Here is an 18,749-nt window from a genome sequence, read left to right as displayed (position 1 = left end):
ATGCAGCGAAAGGGCTTCGTAGTAGCTACTCTGTGCTACGCCGCAGCGGTCGGTTACGGTGCACTCGTCTGGCCGGAGCGGGTGGCGCTGCACTTCGGGACCGATCTGCGCGCGGACTCGTACAGCTCACGCGGCACGGCGATCCTGGTCGCCGTGGTGCTCGGTCTCTGCCTGGTGGCGATGTTCGTCGGTCTTGCCGCCCTGGTCAGTCGGATCCCGATCGACCTCCTCAACGTCCCGCATCCGTCGTACTGGAAACAACCGGAGCACGTGGCCGAGCTGCGCCGCCGCTCCGCCGAGGACATATACCACCTCGGAGCGGTCACGATGCTCTTTCTCGTCGGCGTCCTCGTCCTGGCCGTCCAGGCCTCGACCAGCGCCGACCACCGGCTGTCCGGGGCGGCCCCGGTCCTGCTGGTCGGATATCTCGGCTATCTCATCGGATGGACGATCTGGCTCTGGCTCCGCCGCTACCGGCCGCCGGCACACTGAACCTCTCCGTGCCTGTGTCACGTCCGTTCGGGGGCGAGATGCCGAGCAGATGGAGGCCTCGCCGGAACATCCGGGCGGTCAGGTGGCAGAACTCGGATCACGGGAGGCTGCGCTCCCGCAGGTCAGCAGTGGCGAATGGTGGGCCGGCGGCACCACCATGCGAACCACACCGCCACGATCGCCGGTGACCCGCTACCACTCAGGTTGGCCGCCGCCCCAAGGACCTCAGGCCGATACTCCTCGGGCGGCTACCGTCAAGACGCCGCGAGCAGCCGGATCTCGCAGCGGACGCCGTTGGCCTTGGCGAGCCGACCATCACCGGTCACGAGTGGACAGGCCAGCAACTCGGCCGCCGCGACATACGCCGCGTCGTACGCCGTGACATTGCCCCGCAACTGCCACATCCGATCAAGCAGTGTCGCGACACCAACCTCGTCGATGACCAACGAAGGCAGGGTGTCGATCGCCTCCTGTGCCCGAGCAAGGCCGAGCTTCCCACCGAGGACCTTGCCTCTGATCACCGACATGACCTCGATCAGAAGATGGCTCGGCGCGGCCCAGTGCGGATCTCCGGTCAGTTCCGCCCGCGCCGCGTCGCCGACCGGCCCGTCGTCGACCAGGGCATCGGCCAGAACCGACGCATCCACCACGATCACGCGGCGGTTCCCCACGGTCCGCGCTGCTCCCGCTGGTCATCCAACTCGGCGGCACTCTCCCCCGGCAGGGAGCGAGCACCGTCCGATCGGCCGGCGAAGCGATCAAGGGCCGCCGTGTTGCGCAGCCGTCGAGCCTGGGTCTCCACCAACTCCAGCAGGTACGCCTGGAGTGACTGCCCACGCGCCTTGGCCTGGGCCGCCAGGGCGTCTCGCACCTCTTCCGGGACGTCTCGAATCTGGAGCGCAACCATGCATTCATTATGCATGCAGTCTCACTTGCTGGCCAGAAAGACTCGAACCTCGACCAACCGGTTCGCATGACGACTGCGGCACGTACCAAGAACCGCAGGTCAGAGAAGTACGTGGGCCGCCAGGGACTCGAACCCTGAACCTATGGATTGCCGACGAGCTGGCCGGATCAGGTTCCGTGTCCGGCGGACCTGCTCGTCCCAGGCTGCCTGGTCGTAGTCCGGGTCCGGCGGGATCCACTTATGGGAGCCATCGCTGTAGTGGAACGTCTCGTTGCCTGGCCGGATGATGCTCATCGGGTCCAGCCGAGGAATCGGTGGTGCAGGTGGCCGGCGGGGACGTGGGCCAGGTCCTGGGCGGCGTCGACGAGTTGGGCGGCCAGGTAGAGGGCCAGCGACACCGGCGCGCGGTCGTACTCCGCTCGCAGCTCCCGCCGCCGAGTGTGGCAGGGCCAGTCAGCGCCGCAGCCGCCGCACGTCCAGCCCGGCATGATCAGCCGCACGCGCAGTTCGCCATCACCATGGAGATCTACACGGTGGTGTCCTCGGCGGCCACCCGCGACGCGCTCGAGCGGCTCGGCTAGGCGCTCGACCGATGACCGTCGGCGCTGCTGGCTCCGCGCCGGTCCGACTACCGGTCGCCGTAGTGGTATCGGCAGGCGATGATCTCGACGTCGTCCTTGGTGATTCGATACACCAGCCGGTGTTCGCGGTCGATTCGGCGGGACCAGAAGCCGGACAGCTCTCCCCGAAGGGGTTCCGGCTTGCCGATGCCCTCGTATCCGTTGCGCATCACGTCCGCGATCAGGTCGTTGATGCGCTTGACCAGTTTGCGGTCGGTGTGGCTGAGGTACTGATTCCAGGCTGTCGCGGTGAAGACCAACCTCACGCGACGTCTCGCACGGTGGCCGGGTCGATCAGGTCCCGCTCGGCCGCGTCGCCCTGCTCAAGCTCCGCGATCGAGCGGCGCAGGGCTGCGGCGTTGGCCGGGTTGCGCAGGAGGTACTCGGTCTCCTTCATCGCCTCGTACTCGGCAAGCGGGACGATGACCACCGGTTCGTGGCCCGAGCGGGTCACCACCACTTCCTCGGCGTCGTTGATGACGCTGTCGAGTTCGGCGGCCAGGTTCTGGCGTAGCTGGGTGAAGTTCACGGTCCGCATGACGACCTCCAGGGCAGGTACAGAAAACTGTACCTCGGGTGGGGCGCTGTTGCCTCACTCGTGGCCGATGCTGTTCTTCGCTGCTGTGCGGGCCGAGATCGCGGTTCGTGCGACCCCACACAGAGCCGCTGACCTGCGGAGGAGTGGGCCGCCAGGGACTCGAACCCTGAACCTATGGATTAAAAGTCCACAGCTCTGCCATTGAGCTAGCGGCCCGCGCGATCAGGTTACCGGACACCGGCGGAAGCGGGCTCGCGGCTTCCGCCGGTGTCATCGATGGCTGGTGGCGGCTCCGGCCGGGGCGCGGGTGGACCTTGGAAGCCGCCGGGCCGGTGGACGAGATCGATGATCTGGCGGGGGTACGCCGGTGGTTCGAGACGCCGTGGGTGCGGTGGAACCTGGTCCGGACGGCCAGCTCGGTCGCCGCTTTCGCCTGCCTGATCGGCGCGCTGCTCGCCCGCTGATCGGCGGGAGCCGAGGACGGCGCGGCGGGCGCGCTTGGAAAGCGGCTGACCGGGTACGGGCCGGACATGCGGATCGTGGTCGTGGGAGCGAGCGGGAACGTGGGTTCGGCGCTGCTGCGCCGGATGCGGCGCGAGCGTGACGTGGAGATCGTCGGGGTGGCGCGGCGGTTGCCGCCTCGGGGAGCGGGTGAGCCGTACGACGGGGTGCGGTGGCACTCCTGCGACATCGGCTTGGCGGGCGCGACCGACGAGCTTTCCGGGGTCTTCGCCGGTGCCGATGTGGTGGTGCATCTGGCCTGGCAGATCCAGCCTAGCCACGACCAGCATGTGCTGCGCCGGACCAATGTCGGCGGCAGCCGGGCGGTGGTCGACGCGGTGCTGCGCGCCCGGGTGCCGGCCCTGGTGTACGCCTCGTCGGTCGGTGCCTACGCACCCGGCCCGAAGGACGCGCCGGTCAGTGAGCGCTGGCCGGTGACCGGGGTGCCCGAGTCGTCGTACAGCCGGGACAAGGCGACGGTGGAGGAGATGCTCGACGGGATCGAGCGCAGCCATCCGGCGCTACGGCTGGTCCGGATGCGCCCCGGGCTGATCTTCCAGCGGGAGGCCGGTACCGAGATCGTCCGCTACTTCCTCGGTCCGCTGGCACCGGTGCGGCTGCTGCGGTTCGGTCGGCTGCCGTTGGTGCCGACCAACCGGCGACTACGGATGCAGGTGGTGCACGCCGACGACGTGGCTGACGCGTACGCCCGGGCGATCATGGGTGATGCGCGCGGCGCGTTCAATGTCGCCGCGGACCCGGTGCTGACTCCCGAGCTGGTGGCCCGGCACTTCCACGGCTGGACGGTGCCGGTGGCCGCACCGGTGCTGCGGGTCGCGGCGGCGCTCACCTGGCGGGCGCGGCTGCAACCGGTCGATGCCGGATGGGTGGAGTTGGCGCTCAACGCGCCGCTGATGTCCAGCGAGCGGGCCGAGAACGAGCTTGGCTGGAGCCCGACGGTCGACTCGGTCAGCGCGTTGCGCGAGCTGTTCGGCGGCATGGCCGACGGGGCCCAAGCACCCAGCCCAGCCCTGTCCACCGCGCCCACCTTCCCCACCGGCCAGGGCAACCCCCACTGACCCGGCCTGTTGACCAAGAGCTTTTGGTCGAGAAACCGCCCTGCGGGTGACGAAAACTTCTTGATCAACACGGATCAGGGTCAGCGGATGGTGGAGGTGGTGAAGGTTGGTGTGCCGGCGCCGAGGTAGAAGATGCCGGGGTGGGTCTGGAAGCCACGGCTGGGGTTGCGGCGCAGGGTCGAGTTCTCGATGCGCAGGGTGCCGGTGCGGTCGTTGCTGACGAAGAAGATCGCCCCGCCGCCCTCCCGGGCGTCGTTGCCCTCGATGACCGTGCCGGCGATGCGTACGGAGAACGTGTTGCCGTCGCAGTAGACCGCCCCACCGCTGCCGCCGCCGGGCGTGCCGGAGCGGGCCGGATTCGCGCCCGTGCCGATCGCCTCGTTGTCCCGCAGCACGCTGTTGAGGACCACCCAGGACACACCGATGCTGCTCAGCGCGCCGCCGTTGGCGCAGGAGCCGCCGGTGAAGGTGCTGTTGACCACGTACACCGGCTGGTCGTCGTGCTGGTCGAGGACCCGGATCGCGGCACCGCCCACGTCCGGGCCGCTCCGGTCGCAGCGGTTGTCGACGAAGCGTGAGTTGACCACCTTGAACCGACCGCCCCGGACGAAGATCGCACCTCCGCCGCCACCGTCGGTGCCCTGGCCGGTGGCGTCGCCGTCGGCGAAGGTGAGGTTCTGCACGGTCAGACGCGGGTGGTCCTGGTTGTCGCAGTGCGAGGTGGTCCAGCCCTGCAACGGGTCGCAGGTGTTCATGTAGAGGATGCGCCGCTTGCCTTGGCCGCTGAGCGTGACCTTGCCGCCGCCGTCGAGCACCACCTGTGGACCGTTGGCGTTGCGTACCTTTGCGGTCGCGGTCATCCGGATGGTCACCGGGTCGGGGCCGCAGTCGAAGGTGATGATCCCGCCGGCCGCGACCGCCCGGACGACGGCCGCGGAGGTGCAGCTCGCGGCGGTGCCGTCGCCGACGGTACGGGTCGGTTTCGACGTGTCGACCGCCCGCCCCGCCGCCGGTACGCTCACCCGCCCGGACGGGTTGCCGGTACCGGACCCCCGGGGCGTACCGGACGGGGTGGCGCTGGGGCTTGGGCTGCCCAGCCCGGTCCGCGCCGCCGGGGTGGCCTGCGCGCCCGGTTCCTGCTCCGGTTCGGTCGGCGAGGCGGCGGTGTCCGCGCCGGTCACCGGTGCCTGCGCGTCGCGTGGGTCGGCGCTCGGCACGGACGGGCCGCACGCGGTGAGGGTGGCGATGGCGACGCCGAACGCGATCAGGGCATTGAAGGATCTCAGGCGCACCCCGTGATGCTAGGGCCCGTGTCAACGAGGGGCGGGCCCTAGCATCTGGGGATCAGGTGAGCGGCATGTGGTGCAGATGTCGCCGCTGGCGCAGCCGGACGGCGAAGACGGCCGCCACCGTCACGATCAGCAGCACGGTGACCACCACCCCGTGCACGGAACCACGGGTCAGGTAACCGTCGTCGGTGTGGTCCACCGCCCAGGTGGCGATCTCCCGGCTCGACCAGAACGGCGTCAGCTTCGCTCCCGCGTCGGCCGGGTCGAGCAGCATCTGCACCGCCACCACGGTGAGCAGCAGCAGCGTGCCCTCCAGTTCGCGGGGCAGCAGGGCACCGATCAACATGCCGAACGGCGCGGCCACCGCCACGCAGCAGAGCATCGCCACGGCGATCCCGCCGTACCGCAGGTTGTTCGCGTCGACGACGGTGAGCAGGAAGAACGGCACCGAGATCGCCACTCCGAGCGCCCACAGGCCGAGCATCCGACCGACGTAGAGGTGGTGCGGCCGGTAACCGGCGAGCCGCAGCCGGGGCTCCAGTTCACGGGCCGCGCTGGTGGCGAAGAGGGCCGCCGTGCTGACCGCCCAGCTGATGCCGAGCAGCAGCGCGCGTACGGACTGCCCGACGTAGGAGTCGCGCCGGATCAGCCAGAAGGTCAACGGCATCAACAGCAGAAGCAGGAGTACGCCCCGACGGCGCGCCAACTCCCGCAGCGTCATCTCGGCCACGGTGACCAGCCGGTTCACGATCGGCCTCCCTGGTGGACGGGGGTCAGGTCGAGCACGACATCGACCCGGTCGAGCTGGTTGAGTAGGTGGGTCACCACGACGATGGCCCGTCCCTCGTCGCGCAGCCGGGTCAGCTGGTCCCACAGGTTGACGTAGCTGCCCTGGTCGAAGCCCTGGTACGGCTCGTCGAGCAGGAGCACGTCCGACTGCGTCAGGGTGGACATGGTCAGGTTCAGTTTCTGCCGCGTACCCCCGGAGAGGTTTCTGGCGAGCGCGGCGTTCTCGGCGTCCCAGCCGAGCTGTCGGGCCGCCGCCCGACCGGCCTGCCGGGCGGGTCCTCGGGACATGCCCTGACCGGCACCCACCAGCATGAAGTGCTCGTCGGGCAGCAGGAAGTCGGCGGTGCCGCCCTGCTGCGGGCAGTAACTCAGCCGGCCCGAGACGGTCACCTTTCCCGCGTCCGGGGAGATCAGCCCGGCGCAGATCCGCAGGAAGGTGCTCTTGCCGCAGCCGTTCGCGCCGATCACGGCGGCGATCTGCCCGGCGCGTACGGTCAGCGACGCGTCGTTGAGCACCACGTGTCGGCCGTACCGCTTGGTGATGCCCTGGGCTTGCAGCCGGACGGGGCCGGGACGCGGGCCGGGCACGGTGCCGATGCTCTCCACGATGGCGGCGGCGTACGCCTGCGGCGAGCCGAAGACCAGCCACGGATCACCGCCGCCCTCGCGCAGGTGGGTGGCCGCCTCGGCGACCACGTGCCGGATGGCGTCGTGGCCCGCCCGGCGATGGTGCAGCTCGGCCGCGAACGTCCGCAGCCAGTCGTCGGCGTTCACCCGTCGACCCCCTTCGTGACGATGCCGGTCACCGGGGCCACGAACGCCAACCAGGCGTTGCCGCCGTGGCGCAGCGCCGCTCGCCCGTCGTCGGTGAGGCGGTAGTACTTGCGGGCGGGACCGGAACCCCCGTGCCGCCACTGCGCGGTGACCAGCCCGGTGCGTTGCAGCCGCAGCAGCACCGGGTAGAGCGTGCCGCCCTGGATCGGTCCGACGCCCGCGGCGTCGAGTGACTGGGCGAGTTGGTAGCCGTAGGACTCGCCGTCACGCAGCAGGGCGAGGACGCAGAGGTCGAGCACCCCGCGCAGCCACTGCCCCCGACGGTCGTAATCCACCCGCCGAACCCTAGTGCCGCTATCTAGATGGCGCAACTACCTAGTGCGGCGCGCGGACCGTGCGCGGGTGGCCGGACCCGCAACTACCTGGTGTGGCGCGTGGACCGTGCGCGGGTGGCCGGACCCGCAACTACCTGGTGCGGCGGCGCGTGGACCGTGCGCGGCGACCGGCGGGCAGGATTGACCACCGGCGGACCCCCGGTGGATGTCGCTGGTGTCGGGCTGTCTCAGCCGTTGACGACGTCGGAGATCACCACTGTGACGTTGTCCGGCGCGCCGGCCTGGTGGGCCAGCTTCACCAACTGCTCGCCGCACTGGTGGCGGTCGGCGTGCATGCTCAAGGTGGCGGCGATGGCGTCGTCGGTCACGTAGTCGGAGAGCCCGTCGCTGCACAGCAGCAGCCGGTCACCGGCGACGAGGGTCACCGCCCCCATCGTCGGTGGCGCGTCCGCGCCCTGCACCGCCCGGGTCACCAGCGATCGCTGCGGGTGGTGGCGAGCCTGCTCGGGGGAGAGGGCGCCCTGGTCGACAAGTGCCTGCACGAAGGTGTCATCCCGGGTCAGCTGGCGCAGTTGGCCGTCCCGGAGCAGGTAGCAACGGGAGTCACCGACCTGCGCCACCACCAGCGTGTCCCCGGCCAGCAGGGCGGCGGTCAGCGTGGTACCCATGCCGTCGCGGGCGGGGTCGGTGACGATCGCGGCGTGGATGCGCTGGTTGGCGGTGCTCACCACCGCGCGCAGCGCCTCGGCGGCGGCGTCCGGTGCGGTCGGTGGGACCAGCTCGTCGAGGATCCGGATGACGATCTCACTGGCCACCTCACCAGCGGGCAGTCCACCCATGCCGTCGGCCACCGCGACGAGGCGCTCGCCGGCAAGAGCGGAGTCCTCGTTGTTGGTCCGGACCAGACCGATGTCGTTGAGGATGGCCGAGCGGAGGATCAGCGTCATGGGTCAAGCTTGCCAAGAACTCCCTTCCCGCGTCTCTACGCACTACTGCGTCGGGTTGAGGAATGTTTGCCGGTGTCCCTGATCGGGTGTGTCGACATGCCGGTTGAGCTGGGCGTACACCCGGTTTGGCTGCACGGTCGACAAGTCCAGCGGGCGGGGGTCAGTCTGCTGGTGGCAGATCGGCGGCGGGGGTGTCCAGGGCCACGGTGGTGGGGGTGACGGCGGAGATCTGGTCGGCGAGGACGTAGACGGCGCCGGTGGGCACCAGGTCGGTGGAGACCTTCAGATAGCCGGTACGCAGTAGTCGGGCCGCCAGGTCCGCCGGCACGTCCGGCTCCTGCACGGCTGCGGATTCGATCAGTTCGTCGAGGCTGCTGCCGGGGTCGGTGGTCGGCGCCTGCACGGTCACCGCGTTCGGGTCGCCGCGTTGTACGAGGTCCACGGTGCCCACGTCGAGGCCGGTCGAGTCGACCACCCGCATGCCGGTGGTGACCTGCGAGAGGGTTGTCCGTTGATCGATGCCCTGCTGCTCCATCCCCGCGCGGTTCCCACCCTCCCCTCCCCCTAAACCCACCCTCCCGCCCGCAGACCCGTATTGATCAAGAAGTTTTGGTCAGAATCCACGCCTGTTCCTGACCAAAACTTCTTGATCAACGCGAGTGGGGGCGGGGGGTTAGTTCGCGCCAGGTGTCGGTGCCGTGGAGCAGTGCGCGGATGGTCTCTTCGGCCTCGTCGACGGTGTCGTACTCGTAGAACCGGGAGACGCCCTCGGCGCCGCCGGCCCGCTGCTCGACGAACCATCGGTCGGCATCCGTTCGGAGGAAGACGTCCCGCCGGGCCAGTCGCCCCCATTTCCCGTTCCACCAGTGCTTTCGCTGCTCCATGGCGGGACTCTATCGAACATATGTTCGATAGGGGCAGGCCCCTGCGGGATTCCCGCCGGAGCCTGCCTGGGTGTTGCCGGTTTCAGCGCGCGGCGGGCGGTTCGTCCCGACGGCCGAGGACGTCGTCCAGTGCCCCGCGCTGCTGGGCCGGGGTGGTCCGGCCGGCGGCGACGAGCGCGTCCCGGATCTCGGTGAGCAGCTTGACCTCCTCGCTCGGCGCGGCCGGCGGCGGCTCCTCGCCCCGCTTGCGGCGCTCCGCGAGCCTGTTCATCGGGTAGACGACCAGGAAGTACAGCGCGGCGGCGGTGAGCAGGAAGGTGATCAACGCGTTGAGGAAGACGCCCCAGGTGACGGGGTTGTCCTTTCCGAGACTGAACTGGGCCCCGTCGCCGGCCGGGCCGGTGCCGATCAGGTTGATGATCGGCTGGAGGAACGAGTCGGTGAAGGTTGTGACCAGGCCGGTGAAGGCGGCGCCGATGACGATACCGACCGCGAGGTCGACGACGTTGCCGCGCATGATGAAGTCTTTGAAGCCCTTGAGCATCCGCACTCCCGAGGTGTCCCGTCTTTGTCGGGGACAACCTATGCCCCGGGCTGGTGCTCCAGGAAAGCGCCGGCTTCCCGGGCGGCGAGTTCCGGATCGCCGGCCCTGATCGCGGCCACCAGCCGGGCGTGGTCGACGTGTCGTTCCGGGGTCAGCGCGTCGCCCATGGCCTGCGTCAGGGTGCTGCGCATGGCGGTGCCGACCGAGGCGTACAACTCGGCGAGCATGGCGTTGTGCGCCGCCGCGACCACCGCGGTGTGCAGTGCGGCGTCGGCCGCCACGAACTCGTCGACCCGGCCGCCGCGCCAGGCCGCCTCGCGGGCGGCGAGCGCGTCGTCGAGGGCGGCCAGATCCTCGGGGGTACGCCGTCGCGCGGCGAGCCGCGCCGCCTCCACCTCGAAGGCGCGGCGCACCTCGATCACCTCGGTCATCCGGTCGTCGGTGAGTCGACGGGCCACCACCGGGGCGAGTTCGTCGGTGGAGAGCACGTAGGTGCCGGAGCCCTGACGGCATTCGAGCACCCCGGCGTGGGCGAGAGCCCGGACCGCTTCGCGAACCGTGTTGCGTCCCACGCCGAGTGCCTCGACCAGTTGCGGCTCGGTCGGGATCCGACCACCCACCGGCCACTCTCCGGCCATGATCCGCTGCCGGAGCTGGGCGATCGTCTCCCGGACCCGTCGGCCACGGGGCGGTACGGAGATGGAATCGGCTGCGGGTGTCACTGGTTACAACCTCTCGCCGGAATTCATCCCATGATTGTAGGTTCGAGGTCATGCCCCCGTCACCCCCTGGCGTCCCCGCCGTCCCCACGAACCCGGTCTCCGTCTCGGCCGGTGCGGCGGAGGCGGTGACCGGTCCGGGGTCGCCAGGTGCGGTTGACCCGGCCGGTGGCGCGGCTCCGGCCACCTCCCGCGCCAACGCCGGATGGCTGGTGCTGGCCGGGATGCTGCTGGTCGCGCTCAACCTGCGCGCCGCCGTCACCAGCCTGGGCGCACTGCTCGACGAGGTACGCGTCGGACTGGCCCTCTCCGGGACGATGGCCGGCTTCGTCACCACCCTGCCCACCATCGCCTTCGCCGCGCTCGGCGCGGCCACCCCGTGGCTGGTCCGCCGGTTCTCCCCGGCCAGGCTGCTGGTGGTGGCGATGATCGCGCTCACCGTCGGGCAGGTGCTCCGGGCACTCACCGGTTCCGCCCTGGTTTTCCTGATCACCAGCGCGCTCGCGCTGGCCGGGATCGCGGTGGCGAACATCCTCCTGCCGATGCTGGTCAAGCAGCACTTCCCGCACCGCACCGGGCTGGTCACCGGGGCGTACACGATGGCGCTGACCGTGGGCACGACGGTGGCCGCCGCCGCTGCGGTGCCGGTGGCCCACGCCTTCGGTAGTTGGCGGGCCGGGCTGGGGGTCTGGGCCGGGTTGGCGGCGCTGGCCGTACTCCCGTGGCTGCCGGCGGCGCTGCGCAGCCGCACCACCGTGCGGCGCGACGGAACCTCCCGGCGGGTGGTGCGACCCGGACGCACCCGGCTCGGCTGGGCGATGGCGGTCTACTTCGGCGCGCAGTCGCTCAGCGGGTACTCGATCATGGGCTGGTTGGCCCAGATGTTCCGGGACGCGGGTTTCCACCCGCAGGACGCCGGGCTGCTGCTCGCCGGGGTGACCGCGCTCGGGGTGCCGATCGCGCTGCTGATGCCGACGCTGGCCGGGCGGCTGGGCAGCCTACGGCCGTTGGTCTTCGGGTTGACCGCCGCGTCCAGCCTGGCGTACCTGGGGCTGGCGTTCGCACCGCGCGGCGGGGCGGTGGTGTGGGTGGTGTTGCTGGCGTTCGGACAGGGGGCGTTCCCCCTCATCCTGGCCACCATCGGGCTGCGGGCCCGCACCGCCGACGGCACGGTCGCGCTGTCGGCCTTCGCGCAGAGCACGGGCTACGTCATCGCGGCATCCGGTCCGCTTCTGGTCGGGATCCTCCACGACGTGACCGGGGGATGGCTGGCGCCGATCGGCTTCCTGCTGGCGGCCCTGGCCGTGCAGACCTGCGCGGGCGTACTGATCGCTCGTCCCCGCTACATCGAGGACGAGCCGTGAGCCGACCGGGTCAGGAGGAAGCCGGCGTCGGATCGCCGGCGACCGCCTGCTCGACGGTGGGATAGGTGTGCAGCACCTCGACCAGGCCACTCACCTCAAGGATCCGCAGCACGCCGCGCTGCGGCGCGGCGAGCCGGACCACTCCGCCGGCCTCGTCGCAGCTGTTCTTCGCGCGGACGAACACCGACAGACCGGTAGAGTCGCAGAACGAGACATCCGACAGGTCGAACACGAGGCGACTGCGCCCCTTGTCGAGCAGGTCGGTGATCTGGTCTTGCAACTGCGGTGCGGTGGCCATGTCCAACTCGCCAGCGACCGACACGACGACCACGTCACCGCGCTGTTCCGTGTGCACCGTCAAGGACATTCGCCAGACCTCCTGTTTATCGGTGGAACGGTATCCCACGCGGACCGTGGTACGCAGAACGGGAGCAGGATCAGGTGTTCAAAGCCATTTCCATTGCATTACGACAAGTAGTTGACCGGGCCCCGGTGATAGAGTCCGGCCGGTCCAGGTCTAGGGGGTATTGCCATGGCGCTCAGCGCTGACGAGAGCAGCCGATTGGGTGAGCTGCTGACCAGCCGGGCCGAGCAGGTCACCCAGCAGTGGACGGAGATCATCGCCGGGCAGCTGCGGGGGCGGCTCAGCCAAGCCGAACTGGTCCGGCAGGTGCAGGAGTTGCACCGCGCCATGGTCGACGCCCTCGGCAAGGGCACGGTCGACCTGAACGGCGAGGAGGCCACCGAACTGCGGGCCGTACTCGCCGAGTTCTCCCGGGGACAGGCCCGTCAGGGCTTCTCCGCCACCGAGACCGCCACCGGCGTGTTCGCCCTCAAGGAGGCGCTACTCGCGGTGCTGGAAGTCGACCAGAGCATCGAGACGCTGCGCGACTACGTCGCCTTCTCCACGCTGATCGACCAGATGGGGCTGTTCACCTTCGAAAGCTTCGTCCGCACCCGGGAGAGTCTGATCGCCGACCAGGCCGAGCAGCTGCTGGAGCTGTCCACCCCGGTGGTCAAGCTCTGGGAGGGTGTGGTGGCGGTGCCGCTGGTCGGCACGCTCGACTCGGCCCGCGCCCAGGTCGTGATGGAACGGCTGTTGCAGACCCTGGTCGACACCGGCTCGCCGTACGCGATCATCGACATCACCGGCGTACCGGCGGTGGACACGCAGGTGGCCCAGCACATCCTGAAGACCGTGGTGGCCGCCCGGCTGATGGGTGCCGACTGCATCATCTCCGGCATCCGGCCGCAGATCGCGCAGACCATCGTCGCGCTCGGCATCGAGTTCGGCGACATCGCCACCAAGGCGAGCCTCGCCGACGCACTGCGCCACGTCCTGCGACTCACCGGGGTCGAGACGGCCCGCCGCCAACCGCGTCGGGAGGCGTGATGGAGCGGGTGCCGATCCTCAAGATCGGCGACATCCTGCTGGTCTCCATCCAGGTCGACATGTCCGACCAGACGGCCGTGGCCCTCCAGGAGGACCTGGCGGAGCGGATCGTCGAGACCGGTTGCCACGGCGTGATCATCGACATCACCGCGCTGGACATCGTCGACTCCTTCGTCGGTCGGATGCTCTCCACCATCGCCTCGATCTCCCGCGTGCTCGACGCGGAGACGGTGGTCGTGGGGATGCGCCCGGCCGTCGCCATCACCCTGGTCGAGCTGGGGCTGTCGCTCAACGGCATCCGAACCGCGCTCAACGTCGAGCGGGGGATGGAACTCATCGCGATCGAGCGGGCCGACGAGCCCTACGACGAGCGGGACGACGGTCCGATCCCAGAGCCGACGGCGTCACCGTGACGAGCGGGGTCGACCTGGGGCGTCCCCAGGCGCAGGCGGTGGGCAGCGACGAGGACGTCGTCCGCGTCCGTCAGTTGGTGCGTACCGTGGCCGTGGCGGTCAAGCTCTCCCTGGTCGACCAGACCAAGGTGGTCACCGCGGCGAGCGAACTCGCCCGGAACACGCTCGTCTACGGCGGCGGCGGAACCGTCGAGGTGGCCGTCGTCGACAACGGCCGACGCACCGGTCTGCGAATCGTCTTCGTCGACTCCGGCCCCGGCATCGCGGACGTGGATCTCGCGCTGACCGACGGGTACACCACCGGCGGTGGCCTCGGCCTCGGCCTCAGCGGCGCCCGTCGACTGGTCGACGAGTTCGACATCCAGACCGCGCCGGGTCAGGGCACCCGCATCACGATCACCAAGTGGTCCCGGTGACGGTCGAACCGATCGCCGATCGGGGCATCTGGTTCCGGGTGGAGAACGGCAGCGCCGGCAGCGCGGTGCGGCGGGCCGCCGAGCGACTCGGCGAGCAGCTGGGTCTGCCGGCCGCCCGCATCGCCGACCTGGCCATCGTCACGGCCGAGCTGACCAGCAACCTCATCAAGCACGCCGAGGACGGGGTGCTGCTGCTGCGACCGGTACGCCGTGAGCTGGACGCCGGGGTGGAACTGATCGCGATCGACACCGGTCCGGGCATGGTCGACCTCGCCGAATCCGCCCGCGACGGCCACTCCACCACCGGCACCCTCGGCATCGGTCTGGGTGCGATCGTCCGGCAGGCGAGCTGGTTCGACGCGTACTCGCGGCCGGGCCGGGGGACCGTCATCGCCGTGCGGGTCTTCGCCGCCCCGGACGTCGAGCTGCCCTGGGCTGACGGGCTGACCCGCCCGTTGACCGGGGAGACGGTCAGCGGGGACGGTTACGCGGTCCGGATCCTGGGCGACCGCCGTCAGGTGCTGGTCACCGACGGACTGGGCCACGGGCCGCTGGCCGCCGCGGCCTCCGCCGCCGCGCTCACCGCCTTCCGGGAGGCCCCGGCGGGTTCGCCGGCCGAGGTGGTCGGCCACCTGCACCGGGCGATGTCGCACACCCGGGGCGCGGCCCTGGCCGTGGCCGAGCCGGACCCGGCAGCCGGGGTGCTGCGCTACTGCGGTCTGGGCAACATCACCGGCGTGGTGGCCACCGGTGACGGTCGACAGCGTGGTCTGGTTTCGCTACCCGGCATCGCCGGGCACCAACGACCGGTGATCCGGCAGTACGACTATCCCTTCGAGGCCGGCAGTCTGCTGATCATGCACACCGACGGTGTGGTGGACCGGTGGCAACTCGCCGACTACCCGGGTCTGGCCGGGCGGGCGCCCCTGGTGGTGGCCGCCACCCTTTTGCGCGACGCGGGCATCCGGCGTGACGACGCCGGGGTGTTGGTGGCAAGGTCCTGGTCATGACCGCGACACCGCTGCTTCAGATGGCACTGCGGGTGGAGCAGGACATCTTCGTGGTCCGCCAGCGCGGCCGGGAGGTCGCCGCCGCGGTGGGGCTGGAGCACCAGGACCAGGTCCGGATCGCCACCGCGTTGAGCGAGGTGGCCCGGGACCTGCTCCGGACGGTCGGCGGGGCGGACGTGACGTTCGCCGTCGCCGACGCGTCGGACGGCCGTTGTCACCTGCGTGTCGACCTCACTCCGGTGGCCCCGCTGCCCGGTGGGCGGTACGAGCCGGAATCCGGCGCGGTGGCACGCCTGGTGGACACATTGAGCGTGTTGACGGTCCAGCGGGATACGGTCGTCAGGATGTCCCGACGGGTTCCCACCACGGCACAGGCGCTCACCACCGAGCGCCTGACGGAGCTGCGCGCCCAGCTCCGCGAGAGTGCCCCGGGCACCGCCGAGGAGGAACTCGCCACCCAGAACATCCAGTTGATCAATGCGCTGGACGAGGTACGCAACCAACGCGACGAGTTGGCCCGACTCAACGAGGAACTGGAGCAGACCAATCGGGGCGTGATGGCGCTCTATCAACAGCTGACCGACGAGTTGGAGGCGACCAACCAGGGCGTGGTGGCCCTCTACGCGGAGTTGGACGAGAAGTCGGCGCAGCTGCGTACGGCCAGCGAGTCCAAGAGCCGGTTCCTGGCCAACATCAGTCACGAGTTGCGGGCACCGGTGACGGCGATCATCGGGCTGGCCCGCCTGCTCGGTGACTCCGCGTCCGATCCGCTCACCACCGAGCAGGAACGGCAGGTCGGTCTCATCCGTACCTCGGCCAAGGACCTGCTCACCCTGGTCAACGAGCTGCTCGACCTGGCCAAGGCGGAGTCGGGCCGGATCGAGCCGGACTGGGCCGAGGTGGACCTGCGGGCCGTCTTCGGCCAGCTGCGCGGCACCCTGCGGGCACTGCCCTCCGCCGAGAATGTCGAACTGGTGGTGGAGGACCCGGCGCCGCCGGCCACGGTGCGTACCGACGAGGTGCTGCTCGCCCAGGTGTTGCGCAACCTGCTGCACAACGGCCTGAAGTTCACCACCGACGGCGAGGTTCGGCTGCGGGCCGAGCGGAACGGGGACGGCTGGCGGCTCACCATCACCGACACCGGTCCGGGCATCCCGCCGGAGCTGCACGATCGGGTGTTCGAGGAGTTCTACCAGGTGCCCGGCCCGGCTCGGGTCGGCGGCACCGGCCTCGGGCTGCCGTACGCCCGGCGACTGGTGAAGCTGCTCGGCGGGACACTCGAACTGGCCAGCGAGCCGGGTCGGGGCAGCACCTTCACGGTTCGGCTTCCGGACGGGACGTGACGTGGACGGCACGGCGACAGTGCTGGTGGTCGACGACAGTCGGACCAAGCGCTACCTCCTGGTGAACTGGCTGACCCGTGCCGGGTTCACCGTGCTGGAGGCGGAGACCGGTGGTGAGGCGCTGCGCCGGGTCGGGGTGGACCCGATCGACCTGGTCGTGCTCGACGTCCGGCTGCCGGACCTCAGCGGCTTCGAGGTGTGTGAGCGGATCAAGTCGGCGCACCCGGCGCTGCCGGTGATCCACGTGTCCGCGCACGCCGTCGACACGAACGACCGGACCCAGGGCCTGACCCGAGGGGCGGACGCGTACCTGGCCGAGCCGATCGAGCCGGAGGAACTCGTCGCCACCACACAGTCGGTGTTGCGGTACTACCAGGCCCGGCGGCGAGCCGAACTGCTCGCCGAGCGGCTCACCGGGCTGGCGGACACCACCGTCGCGGTGCACGCCGCGCCGAGCTTCACCAAGCTGCTCCAGGTGGCGGCGGCCGGTGCCGCGGAGATCTTCAAGAGTCCCGCCACGGTGATCGCCGAGACCTTCGACGGCGACTGCCTGGCCGGGGTCTGTGCCGGACCCGGGGCCGAGGCCGGCATCGTGCCGTGGATCGTCGACGACACCGGAGTGCCGACCGGTGCCACCGTCGTGGTGCAGGAGCCGGATGCCTGGTCGTTGGTCGACTGGCCCGCCGGCGACACCGTCACCGTCGCGGCTGCCCGGCTGCGTGAGGATCGTGCGCCGCTCTACGTGGTGGTGCCCACCGCGACGCAGACCGCCCGTACCCCGGTGCTGGTCCAGCTCGCCCAGGCGGTGGCCTCCGCAGTGGAGGCGCAACGCTCCTTCGACGAGGAGCACCGGATCGCGGTGACGCTGCAACGCAGCCTGCTGCCGCGTCGGATCCCGCAGATCGCCGGTCTCGACCTGGCGGTGCGCTACGAGCCGGCCAGTGCCCAGACCGAGGTGGGTGGCGACTTCTACGAGCTGGTGATGCTCGACGGGCACCTGCTGTTGGCGATCGGGGACGTGGCCGGTCACTCGCTGCACGCCGCCACCATCATGGCCGAGCTGCGATACGCGCTGCGGGCGTACGCGGTGGAGGGGCACCAGCCGGGCGAGATCCTGCACCGGGTCAACGAGTTGATGCGTACGCTGCTGCCCACCGAACTGGCGACGATCTGCGTACTGCTGCTGGAGCCGACCACCGGGCACGTCCGGCTGGCCAGCGCCGGTCACCTGCCGCCGCTGATCGTCCAGGACGGCAAGGCGGAGTACGTGCACCACGTCGCGCCGCTGCTCGGGGTGCGTGCACCCCGCCCCGCCGACCTGGAGTTCGTGCTGCCGGCCGGGGCGACGATGGTCTTCTACACCGATGGTCTGATCGAACGGCGGGACGTCAGCATCGACGAGGGGCTGGCCGCGCTCTCGGCGTGTGCCGCACACGTGGATCACGACCTCGACCGGTTCTGCGAGCGGCTGCTGGTGGAGTTGGCCCCGGACGAGATCCAGGACGACGTAGCCGTAGTCGCCCTCCGCCGCCGCTGAGGTGTAAGGAAGGGCACCTTGTTAACGCCTGCGGTAGAGGAAGGGGCCCTTCCTAACGCCGGTTGTGGGCGTACGCGGCGGGCGAGACGCCGGTCGCGGCGGTGAAGTCGCGTACCAGGTGGGCCTGGTCGCTGTAACCGAGCTCGGCGGCGAGCCCGGCCCAGTCGGGAGGTTCACCCGCCGCCCGCTCGATCGCCTCGTGCAGCCGGTAGCGGCGGATCACCCACTTGGGACCGACACCGACGTGGGTGAGGAAGAGTCGCTGCAACCGGCGGACGGAGACGCCGTGCTCGCGGGCGAACTCGTCGACCCGGCGTACGTTCCGGTCGGTCCGGATCATCTCGACCAGGCTCATCACCTCGTCGTTGACGGGATCCGGCCGGGGTGCCCACTCGATCAGCAGCGCGTCCAGTGCCTGGCCGCGCTCGGTGTCCGTACCGGCGCAGACCGGCCTGGCCGGTGGGACACCGACGTCGGCCAGGTCGGCGAAGGGACGTCTCAGGCCGGTCAGTTCGGCGACCGGTCGACGCCAGAACGGATGGAAGCCGCCCGGCCGGAACTGCACCCCGCTGACCCGCCCGGAACCGGACAGCGTGATCGAGAAGAGGTGCCGACCGACGCCCGCGACCTCCGGGCGTTCCGGGCCGTCCCCGTCGCGCTGGACCACCACGTTGACCGCCGGATGCGGCAGGATCCGCTGCTCGAACGGCTCGTCGAGATCCCAGTCGATCAGCCAGTAGTGCTCCACCCACCGGCGTAGCGCAACGGCGGGCAGGTGCCTGCGGAACCGGACCTGCCGCTTCAGCCGGGCGGGGTCGAGGATGCCCCGGCTGTCTGCGCGCGGCTGTCGCATTT

Annotated in this window: 26 protein-coding genes and 1 tRNA gene; 10 read left to right on the top strand and 17 right to left on the bottom strand. The window is 70.3% G+C overall.

Annotation, left to right across the window (positions count from 1 at the left end):
- On the top strand, nt 1–492 hold the full coding sequence (locus tag ACLQ2S_RS07135) for a hypothetical protein (protein ID WP_425701366.1): 492 nt from the start codon (nt 1–3) through the stop codon (nt 490–492).
- Nucleotides 493–746: 254 nt separating this feature from the next.
- Here ACLQ2S_RS07135 and ACLQ2S_RS07130 read toward each other — a convergent pair whose 3' ends face one another.
- The 6 genes from ACLQ2S_RS07130 to ACLQ2S_RS07105 all read right to left on the bottom strand — a co-directional run bounded on the left by ACLQ2S_RS07130 (nt 747) and on the right by ACLQ2S_RS07105 (nt 2,773).
- On the bottom strand, nt 747–1,163 hold the full coding sequence (locus ACLQ2S_RS07130; protein WP_309223101.1) for a type II toxin-antitoxin system VapC family toxin: 417 nt from the start codon (nt 1,161–1,163) through the stop codon (nt 747–749).
- Entirely contained in the window at nt 1,145–1,399 is a 255-nt protein-coding gene (locus ACLQ2S_RS07125; protein WP_155217244.1) for a FitA-like ribbon-helix-helix domain-containing protein, read from the bottom strand. The genes ACLQ2S_RS07130 and ACLQ2S_RS07125 overlap by 19 nt, the downstream gene beginning before the upstream one ends.
- A 290-nt stretch (nt 1,400–1,689) precedes the next feature.
- Entirely contained in the window at nt 1,690–1,887 is a 198-nt protein-coding gene (locus ACLQ2S_RS07120; protein ID WP_155217246.1) for a flavin reductase, read from the bottom strand.
- A 140-nt stretch (nt 1,888–2,027) separates the two neighbouring features.
- On the bottom strand, nt 2,028–2,285 hold the full coding sequence (locus tag ACLQ2S_RS07115; protein ID WP_120328095.1) for a Txe/YoeB family addiction module toxin: 258 nt from the start codon (nt 2,283–2,285) through the stop codon (nt 2,028–2,030).
- Complete coding sequence (locus ACLQ2S_RS07110; protein ID WP_102657755.1) at nt 2,282–2,557, bottom strand: type II toxin-antitoxin system Phd/YefM family antitoxin; 276 nt, start codon at nt 2,555–2,557, stop codon at nt 2,282–2,284. The genes ACLQ2S_RS07115 and ACLQ2S_RS07110 overlap by 4 nt, the downstream gene beginning before the upstream one ends.
- Before the next feature lie 144 nt (nt 2,558–2,701).
- Nucleotides 2,702–2,773: transfer RNA gene (locus ACLQ2S_RS07105), tRNA-Lys, on the bottom strand.
- A 116-nt stretch (nt 2,774–2,889) separates the two neighbouring features.
- Here ACLQ2S_RS07105 and ACLQ2S_RS07100 point away from each other — a divergent pair.
- Nucleotides 2,890–3,021, top strand: coding sequence for a hypothetical protein (locus ACLQ2S_RS07100; RefSeq protein WP_255456625.1), 132 nt, complete (start codon nt 2,890–2,892; stop codon nt 3,019–3,021).
- A gap of 66 nt (nt 3,022–3,087) precedes the next feature.
- Entirely contained in the window at nt 3,088–4,137 is a 1,050-nt protein-coding gene (locus ACLQ2S_RS07095; protein WP_155217250.1) for an NAD-dependent epimerase/dehydratase family protein, read from the top strand.
- Between the two features lie 80 nt (nt 4,138–4,217).
- Here ACLQ2S_RS07095 and ACLQ2S_RS07090 read toward each other — a convergent pair whose 3' ends face one another.
- The 9 genes from ACLQ2S_RS07090 to ACLQ2S_RS07050 form a co-directional block, all read right to left on the bottom strand.
- Entirely contained in the window at nt 4,218–5,429 is a 1,212-nt protein-coding gene (locus ACLQ2S_RS07090; protein WP_425701365.1) for a hypothetical protein, read from the bottom strand.
- A 52-nt stretch (nt 5,430–5,481) separates the two neighbouring features.
- Nucleotides 5,482–6,174 carry a hypothetical protein gene (locus ACLQ2S_RS07085; protein WP_309223104.1) on the bottom strand — a complete coding sequence of 231 codons (693 nt, stop codon included), beginning with the start codon at nt 6,172–6,174 and terminating at the stop codon, nt 5,482–5,484.
- Nucleotides 6,171–6,989, bottom strand: coding sequence for an ATP-binding cassette domain-containing protein (locus ACLQ2S_RS07080; protein ID WP_425701364.1), 819 nt, complete (start codon nt 6,987–6,989; stop codon nt 6,171–6,173). Before ACLQ2S_RS07080 ends, ACLQ2S_RS07085 begins: the two co-directional genes overlap by 4 nt.
- Nucleotides 6,986–7,324: a PadR family transcriptional regulator gene (locus ACLQ2S_RS07075; RefSeq protein WP_309223106.1), complete on the bottom strand. Its 339-nt coding sequence runs from the start codon at nt 7,322–7,324 to the stop codon at nt 6,986–6,988. The genes ACLQ2S_RS07080 and ACLQ2S_RS07075 overlap by 4 nt, the downstream gene beginning before the upstream one ends.
- A gap of 227 nt (nt 7,325–7,551) precedes the next feature.
- Complete coding sequence (locus tag ACLQ2S_RS07070; protein ID WP_155217252.1) at nt 7,552–8,271, bottom strand: PP2C family protein-serine/threonine phosphatase; 720 nt, start codon at nt 8,269–8,271, stop codon at nt 7,552–7,554.
- A 160-nt stretch (nt 8,272–8,431) separates the two neighbouring features.
- Complete coding sequence (locus ACLQ2S_RS07065; RefSeq protein WP_155217254.1) at nt 8,432–8,806, bottom strand: hypothetical protein; 375 nt, start codon at nt 8,804–8,806, stop codon at nt 8,432–8,434.
- A gap of 115 nt (nt 8,807–8,921) precedes the next feature.
- On the bottom strand, nt 8,922–9,155 hold the full coding sequence (locus ACLQ2S_RS07060) for a hypothetical protein (protein ID WP_155217256.1): 234 nt from the start codon (nt 9,153–9,155) through the stop codon (nt 8,922–8,924).
- A gap of 82 nt (nt 9,156–9,237) precedes the next feature.
- Nucleotides 9,238–9,699: a large conductance mechanosensitive channel protein MscL gene (gene mscL / locus ACLQ2S_RS07055; RefSeq protein WP_155217258.1), complete on the bottom strand. Its 462-nt coding sequence runs from the start codon at nt 9,697–9,699 to the stop codon at nt 9,238–9,240.
- A 38-nt stretch (nt 9,700–9,737) separates the two neighbouring features.
- Nucleotides 9,738–10,421 (bottom strand): FadR/GntR family transcriptional regulator, encoded by a 684-nt coding sequence (locus ACLQ2S_RS07050; protein WP_425701363.1) that lies wholly within the window; start codon nt 10,419–10,421, stop codon nt 9,738–9,740.
- A 50-nt stretch (nt 10,422–10,471) separates the two neighbouring features.
- Here ACLQ2S_RS07050 and ACLQ2S_RS07045 point away from each other — a divergent pair, with 50 nt between their 5' ends.
- Complete coding sequence (locus ACLQ2S_RS07045) at nt 10,472–11,782, top strand: CynX/NimT family MFS transporter (RefSeq protein ID WP_425701362.1); 1,311 nt, start codon at nt 10,472–10,474, stop codon at nt 11,780–11,782.
- A gap of 10 nt (nt 11,783–11,792) precedes the next feature.
- Here the strand turns inward: ACLQ2S_RS07045 and ACLQ2S_RS07040 are convergent, their stop codons facing one another.
- Nucleotides 11,793–12,149, bottom strand: a complete 357-nt coding sequence (locus tag ACLQ2S_RS07040; RefSeq protein ID WP_093403921.1) for an STAS domain-containing protein — start codon at nt 12,147–12,149, stop codon at nt 11,793–11,795.
- Nucleotides 12,150–12,314: 165 nt separating this feature from the next.
- On the opposite strand from ACLQ2S_RS07040, the gene ACLQ2S_RS07035 reads away from it, so the two are divergent.
- From ACLQ2S_RS07035 to ACLQ2S_RS07010, 6 genes are read left to right on the top strand one after another with little or no spacing between them, the layout of a single operon-like run.
- On the top strand, nt 12,315–13,175 hold the full coding sequence (locus ACLQ2S_RS07035; RefSeq protein WP_155217262.1) for an STAS domain-containing protein: 861 nt from the start codon (nt 12,315–12,317) through the stop codon (nt 13,173–13,175).
- On the top strand, nt 13,175–13,588 hold the full coding sequence (locus ACLQ2S_RS07030; protein WP_155217264.1) for an STAS domain-containing protein: 414 nt from the start codon (nt 13,175–13,177) through the stop codon (nt 13,586–13,588). Before ACLQ2S_RS07035 ends, ACLQ2S_RS07030 begins: the two co-directional genes overlap by 1 nt.
- A complete protein-coding gene (locus ACLQ2S_RS07025; protein ID WP_425701361.1) occupies nt 13,585–14,004 on the top strand; it encodes an ATP-binding protein in 420 nt (139 codons plus the stop codon). Before ACLQ2S_RS07030 ends, ACLQ2S_RS07025 begins: the two co-directional genes overlap by 4 nt.
- Nucleotides 13,992–15,014 (top strand): SpoIIE family protein phosphatase, encoded by a 1,023-nt coding sequence (locus tag ACLQ2S_RS07020; protein WP_425701360.1) that lies wholly within the window; start codon nt 13,992–13,994, stop codon nt 15,012–15,014. Before ACLQ2S_RS07025 ends, ACLQ2S_RS07020 begins: the two co-directional genes overlap by 13 nt.
- Nucleotides 15,011–16,357, top strand: coding sequence for a sensor histidine kinase (locus tag ACLQ2S_RS07015; RefSeq protein ID WP_425701359.1), 1,347 nt, complete (start codon nt 15,011–15,013; stop codon nt 16,355–16,357). Before ACLQ2S_RS07020 ends, ACLQ2S_RS07015 begins: the two co-directional genes overlap by 4 nt.
- 1 nt (nt 16,358) lies before the next feature.
- Nucleotides 16,359–17,894, top strand: a complete 1,536-nt coding sequence (locus ACLQ2S_RS07010) for a SpoIIE family protein phosphatase (protein ID WP_425701358.1) — start codon at nt 16,359–16,361, stop codon at nt 17,892–17,894.
- Between the two features lie 52 nt (nt 17,895–17,946).
- Here the strand turns inward: ACLQ2S_RS07010 and ACLQ2S_RS07005 are convergent, their stop codons facing one another.
- Entirely contained in the window at nt 17,947–18,747 is an 801-nt protein-coding gene (locus ACLQ2S_RS07005) for a helix-turn-helix domain-containing protein (RefSeq protein WP_155217268.1), read from the bottom strand.
- Nucleotides 18,748–18,749 lie beyond the last annotated feature (2 nt).

Origin of the sequence: Micromonospora sp. DT48, from assembly GCF_049844495.1 — a bacterium.
Taxonomy (GTDB): Bacteria; Actinomycetota; Actinomycetes; order Mycobacteriales; family Micromonosporaceae; genus Micromonospora.
This window is presented reverse-complemented; position numbering and strand designations above follow the sequence as displayed.